Genomic DNA, 514 nt, shown 5'->3' on the forward strand with positions numbered 1-514 from the left:
TCTTGTTACGGACCTTTATCGCGTCAAGTTCCTTCTTGCTTGCTGTAATACCGCGTTGACCTTCATCCGACTTATCGTCCTTACTCTTACGATGGGGTGTTTCTTTATCCATTGAACTGATCGCTCGAACCTTTCGAAGATGTTCCCCTAAATCCTCTTCCGGTACTTTTAGCTCCAAAGTATCCATACTCGCATTCGCCTTTACAGGAGCGGAATCTATCGCCTGGGTATGGCCACTGACCATTCCCTTTTCAACGCAAAGGCCCAGAACATTGGTGAACACTTCCTCGAACACGGATTCAGGAAACAGTTGCCGAGTTCTGCTTATCGTACTATGCCAAGGCAGTTCCTCGTCAATATCATAACCTATGAAATAGAGAATATCAAGTCGCATGGAACAATGAGCGATAAGTTGGCGGTCACTAATAAGGTTCTCGAGATAACCCACTAAACACAACTTAAAAAATACAACGGGATCAATACTCTTTTGACCGCTATCCCCATAATATTCCTT

General features: G+C 44.2%; 1 protein-coding gene. It reads right to left on the reverse strand.

All coding sequences use genetic code 11. From position 1 onward, the window contains the following. A partial coding sequence (locus tag Q0871_RS18645; protein ID WP_299326615.1) for a transposase occupies window positions 1-514 on the reverse strand: 514 nt, incomplete at both ends.

The sequence above is a fragment of the uncultured Maribacter sp. genome (genome assembly GCF_947500985.1).
Classification (GTDB): Bacteria; Bacteroidota; Bacteroidia; order Flavobacteriales; family Flavobacteriaceae; genus Maribacter.